The sequence below is a fragment of the Porcipelethomonas sp. genome (assembly GCF_051893655.1).
Taxonomy (GTDB): Bacteria; Bacillota; Clostridia; order Oscillospirales; family Ruminococcaceae; genus Porcipelethomonas.
Window position 1 is genome coordinate 1 of record NZ_JBJFHN010000101.1, and the last position, 9,233, is coordinate 9,233.

A 9,233-nucleotide genomic window follows, 5' to 3' on the forward strand; every position below is an offset into this window, starting at 1 on the left:
AAGATAAGGGATTTTCCCTACAAATGACTCCGCATAAGCTGTAATACTTCCTGTGGTTTCCTGTTGAACTTCGGCAGCATTCTTTAATAAAACCAATTGATTTTCTCCCAGTGTCATTTTCTGATCCACAAAAATTTTCAACGGCTCTGTGTTTTTCACAGAACCGAAACATATCTGGACAGGCTTTGAAGCTTCTACAGCCGCAAGGGCTGTTTTCTTTATAATTTTCATCAGTTCAACTGCATCAGGCAATAAACTCACCTCCTCTGAGTGTCAGATCCATAAAATGTTCATTAAGCTTAAATGTATGCTTTGCTTTTTCAACCAGCATAAAATTTTTCAGTTTAACATCTCCTAAATCAAGGTTAACTACAATCATACTTCCGGCTCTTACTCTTGTATCACCCAAAGCATTTTTGATTTTAAGTTTTCTGGTTTTGCTATTGTACAGTTTTAAAAGAGCATCTGCTTTAGCCTGCCCGTTTTCCCCCTGAGAAAGTGTATCAAAATACTGCAAAACGCCCCATTCATTTATGTGCCCGGAATCTTTTGCAATATAAACATCTCTTTTTCCGGTATCCTCATTGTCGTAAGTCAGTTTTATTTTATTGTAAGTATCACTGTCAATACTGGATGTATATTCAAAATTTTCTCCGGTTTCCTCGTCAATCATAAGATAAGTACCGGATTTTCCCACATACATAGAAGAAATATTTTTCAATGTAAGCTTTCCGAAATCATCATAAAGAACAAACATTTCTTTATTGTTCTGCAATGTCATGTCAAGAGCATTTTCTATCATATCAAATAACGAAGTATTATCTTCTACTCTTGACGCTATAACAAATCTCGTGTCTTCTATAGCCCCTGTATTTAATGAAAAGTCTGCTGCAATCATTTTAATAAACTCAGAAGCAGTTTTATTTTCATATACATAAGTATCTTTATTATTTAAATACCTTAGCTGATCATAAGCAGTAATTGTAATAATCTGATCCTTATCACGTTTCTGACTGAAAATAAATCCATAAAAAATCTTTTCCTCATTTATTTTCAGACGCACTGCCGACCCTTCAGAAAACTTTAAATTGCCGCTATTTACAATTTTAAAAGACAGCTTACCCGGCGTACTTCTTCTTTCTGTACTCCATTCAATCCCCTCCTCAACGACCGGCATATACGCCCTTTCTCCGTCAGATGATGCTATCAGAAGTTCTGCGTTCATTTAACCGCCCCCTTATACTGCCGGAATAGTCAGGACCTGTCCGGGATAAATAAGATTAGGATTTGAACCAATTACACTTTTATTGGCGTTATAGATTACAGTATATTTTGAACCGTCACCATAGAATTTTTTTGCGATATTCCACAAACAATCCCCTGATACAACAGTATAGGTTTTAGAAGCAGAGGTATCTTTTGAAGAATCACGTTTTTTCTTAACGGTTGCTTTTGCACCAGAACCGGATTTTTTTATTTTTACCTTTATTGTTTTTGTACCATAATTACGATACTGCTTAAGCTTTATTTTTACAGTCAGATCAAAACCGTTTTCTGCTTTTTCAGTGATCTCATAATCTTCCATAGATACTTTCATATTTGTGGAAAAAAGGACCTTGCCATTTGGCAAAGTCCTGGATACAATAAACTGAAAGGGTCTTCTGATTTTTTTCAGTCCTTCAAAATAATTGAGAAAATATTTTGCCGGCTGAAAACTGGTTCTTGAACCTACTTTGTATGCCGCAAAAGGATATTTAACCTGAGGTATTATGCATTCAAACTCAATATCTGTAAGTTCAGCCGTTTTCAGTATATTAATTTCGCCCTGATCGATCAGAGTCACTTTTTTATTGGCGTTATTAATTTTTACCTGCATCTCCGAAGGCGGGATGGGCAGTAAACAATTACTCAGATAAAAATCATACCTTCCTTTTGGCATTATGTATGCACTCCTTCCGCCATAATACTTGTGGCTTCTTTTACTACGTCTGTAAGTCCGGCTACAATTCCGTCCAGATCCATTTCTGATGAAATATTATTATGATTTGTCTGTTCAATTTTAATTTCAGCAGTCGTAAATCTGTTCACAGTCTCCTGCTCTGCTATATCCCTGAGATATTTCAGTTCTTCCTCTGTGATATCAATAGAATCAGCAATATCCTCTGTGTTTCCGGCAATATCGTCAACACCGCCGCCTATGTCGCTTATTCCACTTCCGATATCCTCAAAACCGCCGTCAGACACGCCGCCGCCAGAATAGCCGCCGTAATTGCTATAATCATCAGGATTTGGTATAGAGTCTGTTCCAAATCCGTCTAAAAGACCGGAAATTTTATCAGAAATCTTATCGCCCCAGGCTGCTCCAGAATCAAATGCATCAGATACCCAGCCATCCTGGAAGGTATCAAATGTGTTATAGCCTTCTCTGAATGCATCACCGATAGATTCATATTCTTCTTTGTTTCCGGCAGCTTCGGCTGCCTTGGCTGCATATTCATCAGCACTGTTTGTAATACCGGAATAATCAAACTCTACAAATGGCAGTTTATTCAGAGCTTCGCATATACCCTCAATCACCGTTAATCCAGTAGAAAGCAGATCATAAAACCATGACTGAACATTGCAAATAGCATTATGGAATGCAGTCTTCATGTTGCTGCATAAAGCACTGATTGCATCTCCTATGCCAAGAGCAATGTTTGCGACACTTAAGCCTAAGTTTTTAAAAAATTGAATAACAATATTGACGCCGCCGCATATAACTCCGAATCCTGAATTAGCAACTCCTGTGAATTTAGCAATTGCTGAACAAACCGAAAAAATTATTGCGATTAAAGCGATAAAACCCATAACTGCGGGCATAGACATAATAGCGCTTCCTATTGAGCAAAGCAGTTGCCAACCATAGTAAACAGCAAGTGCTGCTGCTACTCCGTAGATAATTGGAGAAATCAATGACCAATTTTCAGCTATAAAGCTTGCTACACTAACTACCACGCCAAAAACCTTAGCAACAACTCCTGCCACAATTGCCAATGCGTTAATAACACTATTTACGAATATCTGAAATTCTTCGCTATTAGCAAATTCACTCAATTGTTCAAGAACAGGCTGAAAAGCCATGATTGCCGTATTTTTAAAAGACTGCCATATTTGTTCAAATGTTATTGGCATTTCTTCAAATTTAGCATTAATATCATCAGACGCTGAAAACACAGCATTTTTTACTATATCAGCTGTAATTTGTCCTTCACTTGCCATATCCCGTATTTCACCAATGCCTACGCCCATATAATCGGCAATACTCTGAATGAGATTAGGTGCCTGTTCAAATATTGAATTTAATTCATCTCCGCGCAGTACTCCCGAAGCAAGTGCCTGTGAAAGCTGAAGCGTTGCATTAGACGCCTCTGTTGTTGAAGCACCTGCAATCGTCATTTGCTTTTGCACAAGTTCCGCAAACTCAACCACCTCTTCAGAACTTCCAAAAGCCGCACCCGCATTATTTCCAAATTTCGCTACAACAGAAGCCATATCAGTAAAAGAACCCCTGGCATTCTGTGCTGCCAGATACACCATATCAGTCAGCTGATCTGTTGTCTGCAGCCCGTCATTCATTAAATCTATTCTTGCTGTTGTCTGGGTCAGCTCGTCTGACAAGTCAATTATTTTTCCTATGCTTTGAATACTCACATACGCTGCTGCGGCTCGTTTTATTGTATCCATCAGCTGACTTGCTTCGTGTGTTCCCTGTTCGATTGTCTGATTGAACTGTCCCTGCTCCGTAATATTATCACGGATATATCGTTCAGTATTGCCAATCGTACCGGACAGACGCAAATATGCTTCGTTAGCTCCGGATACATCCATTTGTTCAATTGCACTGTTTAACTGCTGCTGTTCCTGAATTGCTTTATCAAGCTGTCCTCTGAGCTGTTCCAGTTCTGCATTGGCAGAATCTGTATCCATATTCACAGGATTATTTTCAATAGACTGAATGCGCTGCTGTATTGCCTGTAACCGGCTTTGCATATTATTCATGTCTGCTATAGAGCCTGCCGGAAACAAATCAGTTTGTGCCGCCGCTGCTGTAATTTTCTGCTGAGTACTGTTCAAAGTATTCAGCATGTTATTAGTACTCTGAATCTCCTGCTGAAATCTTTCAATACCTGTTCCTGTAAATACGTCTAAGGTTTCACTTTCCCAGGTAATTGGAATTTCAACGGGTTTTGAAAAGCTGTCACGCACTGATCTTTCCAAATTATTTACATTATGAGATAATTGCAGGTACGCACTGTTGATATCGCCGATATCCATACCCTGCATTGCAAGATTCAAGTTTTCCTGACAATTTAAAGTCTGACTTAACTGAGTTCGCAGCCGTTCTAACTGTGCATTTGCTTTATCACTTCCAATATCAAGCGATTTTTGCTCAATCTGCTCAATTGAAGACTGAAGCTCCTGAATTCTGCTCTGCATTCCCTGAATATCGGAAACAGCTTCCGGCGGAAGGATGTTAAGGCTTTCTGCCTGCTGTGTTATTTTACTTTGAGCAGCTGTCAATTGATTTAGCATAGAATTTGTGCTTTGAACTTCCTGCTGAAATCTTTCAATGCCCGTATTTGTAAACACGTCCAGTGTATCAGATTGCCATTGAACAGGAATCTGTACCGGTTCTGTAGCATTGATCAACGGATCAGGAGCAACAGGATTTACGGGTATATCCACGCTTGATGTGCTGTCAATGCTTAGTTTCTGCATTGCATCTTTCAGCTGTGACTGACTATTTAATGTATCCTTAATAGAATTGTTAAGTTCGATAATTTGCATACGTGCAGTTTCTGAATCCAGATCAAACGGATTTTCTCTTATATAATTCAGAGCCTGCTCCATTTGCTCTATACTTTGATTAACAGTATTAATCTGCGTTTTTGTATCCTTCGGTATAACATCAAATATCTGACTTTGTTCATTTATAGAATCCTGAATCACTGATACCTGCTGCAGCAATTCTGCCGCCTTATTAATCTCATCCTGATACCGCTGCACATTACCTGCATCCAATCCGGGCGGCGGTTCAGCTTTTTCCATCTCCTGCAAAGCACTGTTTAACTTTGACTGACTGTTTGTAACTTCTAAAATTGAACTGTTAACTTTAGCGATTTCCTGCTGTATCTCATCTGTACCCAGATCAACAGGATTCTGATAAAGGGCAGATATAGAATCGCCAAGATTTTCAATACTGCGTTCAACTGAATCAATCTGAGTCCGAATGCTTTCCGGCATAACAGAAATTCCACGGCTTCGCTCTGCAATTGAGCTCTGCATATCACGCAATTGTGCAAGGGACGCTTCTGCCTGAACTATCTCATTCCTGTAATCCTGAATACCTCCCGTGTCTATAGGCGGCATTTCAGCTTGTACAGGGATATCGGCTGATTCCGGCGGCTGCACAGAAACAGGTATAGAAATAATCTGATTCTCAGGAAAATTAACCCGCGTTACCGTTGCTTCTACCGGAATACGGATATTTTCAGGAACACTTACATCTGAAACAATTGCGTGTACCCGTATTGTTTCATCAGATCCAACGTTTGCTGCGGTATGCCGGGTATTTCCGGGAACTGCAGAAAGCGAAACGGAAGGTGAATCAATATTGCGTAAAGCTGCGTCTAAAGAGTCTGCGGCTTCTATCGTTCTTTCGATTTCTGCCTGAATATTATCAAAAGGCGTTATATCAAAATTGCTGCTCATAGCCGCCTGAACACTATCCATTGCGGAACAACCGGCATTTGCTGCCTGAATAATACCCATCATAGGACCGGAAAATCTGTCGCTGAGTTCTATAACCGTTTTAATCGAAGCCATTTAATCACCTTCCTTTTTTATTGGACTTCCGATTGATTTCCTTTTCTTTTTCTTTGTCATTTTTGATTTTGAGTTCAATACTTGCTATGACAAAAGCTTTTTCCTGTTCATCCATTTCCAGAAAAACAGACGGCAGAATATGAAGCTTAAGAAGGGCATAGTAAGCAAAATTTGCTTCTCCATCCCCTTCCTCTATTAGTTTTTTGCTTCTTCCACCTTGTCCTCAAATGATTCATTAAATCCCTGAAAACGCTGAACGTATACTGCAAGATCGTTATATTCGCCCGGATCATCAACCATCTCCAGAAGCAGATCCTCCGGAGTTTTAACACCATAAGAATCCTGTAATTCGGCGTCATACAAATCAGGTGTTACAACTGACGCAGCAATCATTTTCTGAATATAAAGGCTGGTTTTCATTTTCGGACGATACATATTCGGCTTTCCCTTAACAGGTACTTCAACAGTACAGCTTTCACGTATATTTTCATTTTCTTTAGAAGTGATATGCTTAAACTCCCATTCAAGAGGCTTGCCGTTTTCATCACAAAGTGATTTTGTAACGGGATGCATTTCATTTTCCTTAACTGTTTTGTTAGCTTTCATAAATTTTGCGAATTTTGACATTTTACATTTCTCCTTATATTTAATAATTTTTATAATATTGAATCCCCTTATACGCTCATATAAGGGGATTCATGTTTAATTAATTTGTAAGAAAACCTTCCAGATCCTTAAAGGCTTCCGGCATCTTGAAATCTTCAAATGTGAAATCCATATCTTCATCAAGATATTCACCGTCAGAATCAAACTTAGCCAGTATGTCGCCGTCAATGTTACAGTCAACAAGAATAATAGTTTGTCTTCCTACTGCCGAGGACTTGTCTTCATTTGTAATCTGAATTTCAAAATACACATCCTCACCAGTATCTTTATACTTGAGCATCATCTGACGAAAAACAGATGTATTATAGTGGAAAGTAGCTGAGCCTGTTCCCTTCCATCCGGCAGCTTTATTGCCCTTGCCGGTTTTTCCAAGGATAGGTACTTCCACCTTGTTTTTCTCAAATTTAGCTTCAAGATTTATGGCCTGCATAAAATTATACCGGCGTGTTCCTATAGTAACATAATATTCTGCCAAAGCCGCAAATACCGTATCTTTGGCTTTCATAACAACATTACCAGACATTTTATTCCACTCCTTCTCCTTCAACACCCCAGTCTAATTCAAGGGGCATTGTCGCAATACCTCTGTCAGAAAGGTTTGCATTTGCCGAAGATTAAGTCCTTCGATGTCACCGGGTGAAAAAGTTTTTTTTGATGTCAGGAATTCACCAACTGCCATGTCAACAGCAATATTAAGCAACCCATCTGGTACAGAAGAAACATTGCAATCATTCTTTATGGTGTTTTCCGCCTTCTGAACCGAAAATGCAAGGATCATTTCATCTCCGTCCTTAAATTCATAACCGAATGACTTCAATCGTTCCTTTGTCATATTCAGCATAAAATCACCTGCCTTTAGCCTCTGGAAATTATCTTACAAAGAGCAATAGCTTTGTGAGGAATCGACTTTGAACCATCATTAATAATATTCCAGTTATCTCCGTTTTTCAGATCATCATTGGAAGCAGAAGCTGTAATGCTTGCAGGCTTTTCAAAAGAGATACCATCCACACCGCAGATATAACGGTCACGAACATAAAGCGTATCCTGACCGCCGTTTGTTTTCTCGTCACGGCTCATGGCATAAGGCACTGAATCCCCGATATCATCAAGAATAATAGCACCCTCACCTAAAACATAAGTAGTGTAAGCAGTATAGGTATAACCGTCACCTGCACCAGATGAAGATTCCGGAACATCAACTTCCTCTGACGGCATGCTGTCGTCAATCAGAACTGTTCTGCCGTTCCATGTACCCACCGCAAGATCACGCTGAATGCCGTCTGCATCCGTGTATGTCAGGTACTTAAACAGGCGAAGATTTTCAAGGTTAGTTGCTACCTCGCTATGCATAATAGCCAGCTTGAAAATATTCTTATTATCACCGCAAGCCTGCTGAATTGCTTTATTCAGTGTAGCTGCACCAACATAAGCGGCTTCGCCCTCATTTCCGGTTATGTCATAAACATGCTTTTCAAGAAACTCCTTTGCTGCTTTTGCCGCAGCAGTACTTCCAGTAGTTTTCATGCTGAATACACCGTCAAGAATCGCAAGCAGCATATCCTGTTTTACTTCCATTTTGTAATCGGAAATCTGTGCGGCTACATTATCCATAAAGTCAACGCCTGCCGTAATATTCTTGCTGAAGCTTCTTTCAGTCCAGCTGTCCATACGGGAAGCGGTCACAAAACCCTGCTCATAAGTGGTTGTACTTGTAGCGGTAATGTCAGTATTGCCGTCATTGTTCTGAGAGGTACTTCCGTCAATCCTTCCGAAATACGGAATGCGGGCATATAAAGAACCTGTCTGATCAGAGAGTGCTGCTCTTGCCTGTTCATTAGTACCAACTGCTCCGGACTTTGCCAGCTCATTTTTCTTTACATTAGGAATTCGGTCTACATAATGACCGAAAGCCTGTGGATTAAAGCTTTTGGAATCAAATTTTGCCATAGTAATTCACTATCCTTTCTTTATTCGATTTTTGCATCTGGGTTTGCCGCCATATAAGCAGCCATTTCAGAATATGTCATTTTTGAAAAATCAACCTTTGCTCCCGGTTTCACATCTGAGGAAGCACCAGGCTGAAAACCCCTGAAATTATTCTGCTGTGTCTGCTGTTTTTCTTCAAAAAGGTAAGGATCAGATTCCTGAATAGCCTTAAGCTGTTCATCAAATCCGGTTGGTTTACCATCGTCCCCAAGCTTTAGCTTACTTACATCCAGCAAACTTCTGACTGCTTTTGTGTTTCTGGCTCCTGCCGCAGTCAAAGCTGTTTCAACAGCATTATCAAGTTTTAACTGATTCATCTCAGTTTCATGCGTTTTCTTCTGATCCGCATTCTGCTGCTGCAAGGCTTCAATCTGCTTTTTCAGTTCAGCATTATCGCCGGAAGACTTTTTCAGGTCTTCAAGCTGCTTATCCCTGTCAGAAACAGATTTTTTCAAAGTCTTGTTTTCCTCATTGACCTCGTTGAATCTTGCTTTTGTAACAAAATTGCCGTCAAGAGAATCCATAACTTTCTTTGCCTGTTCTTCTGTCAGACCCATTGCAATTAAATCTTCTTTGTTCATAATGTTTACCGTCCTTTCAAATTTTCCGTTTTTTACCGTGGGTTACGAACCACGAAATCTGACCTTGTTCTTTACCGTCTGCAACGTTTAAAAGACGAAATTATATCATGCTCAGGGCATGAAAAAAGC

General features: G+C 39.7%; 9 protein-coding genes. All 9 read right to left on the minus strand.

The features are described 5' to 3' along the window. On the minus strand, positions 1-252 hold a 252-nt coding region (locus ACI4WO_RS06010), incomplete at its 3' end, for a DUF2577 family protein (RefSeq protein ID WP_439806657.1). Next, positions 245-1,225, minus strand: a complete 981-nt coding sequence (locus ACI4WO_RS06015) for an XkdQ/YqbQ family protein (RefSeq protein ID WP_439806658.1) — start codon at positions 1,223-1,225, stop codon at positions 245-247. The genes ACI4WO_RS06010 and ACI4WO_RS06015, both read right to left, overlap by 8 nt. A 12-nt stretch (positions 1,226-1,237) precedes the next feature. Further along, on the minus strand, positions 1,238-1,939 hold the full coding sequence (locus ACI4WO_RS06020) for a LysM peptidoglycan-binding domain-containing protein (RefSeq protein WP_439806659.1): 702 nt from the start codon (positions 1,937-1,939) through the stop codon (positions 1,238-1,240). Further along, positions 1,939-5,868: a tape measure protein gene (locus ACI4WO_RS06025; RefSeq protein WP_439806660.1), complete on the minus strand. Its 3,930-nt coding sequence runs from the start codon at positions 5,866-5,868 to the stop codon at positions 1,939-1,941. The genes ACI4WO_RS06020 and ACI4WO_RS06025 overlap by 1 nt, the downstream gene beginning before the upstream one ends. A gap of 195 nt (positions 5,869-6,063) precedes the next feature. Then, on the minus strand, positions 6,064-6,495 hold the full coding sequence (locus ACI4WO_RS06030; protein ID WP_439806661.1) for a phage tail assembly chaperone: 432 nt from the start codon (positions 6,493-6,495) through the stop codon (positions 6,064-6,066). A 79-nt stretch (positions 6,496-6,574) separates the two neighbouring features. Next, the gene (locus ACI4WO_RS06035; RefSeq protein ID WP_439806662.1) at positions 6,575-7,057 is read right to left on the minus strand and encodes a phage tail tube protein; all 483 of its coding nucleotides are present in this window, start codon (positions 7,055-7,057) and stop codon (positions 6,575-6,577) included. Positions 7,058-7,090: 33 nt separating this feature from the next. Next, positions 7,091-7,375: a hypothetical protein gene (locus ACI4WO_RS06040; RefSeq protein ID WP_439806663.1), complete on the minus strand. Its 285-nt coding sequence runs from the start codon at positions 7,373-7,375 to the stop codon at positions 7,091-7,093. Between the two features lie 14 nt (positions 7,376-7,389). Then, a complete protein-coding gene (locus ACI4WO_RS06045) occupies positions 7,390-8,484 on the minus strand; it encodes a phage coat protein (protein ID WP_439806664.1) in 1,095 nt (364 codons plus the stop codon). 20 nt (positions 8,485-8,504) lie between these two features. Beyond that, positions 8,505-9,104 carry a phage scaffolding protein gene (locus ACI4WO_RS06050; protein ID WP_439806665.1) on the minus strand — a complete coding sequence of 200 codons (600 nt, stop codon included), beginning with the start codon at positions 9,102-9,104 and terminating at the stop codon, positions 8,505-8,507. Positions 9,105-9,233: the final 129 nt, after the last annotated feature.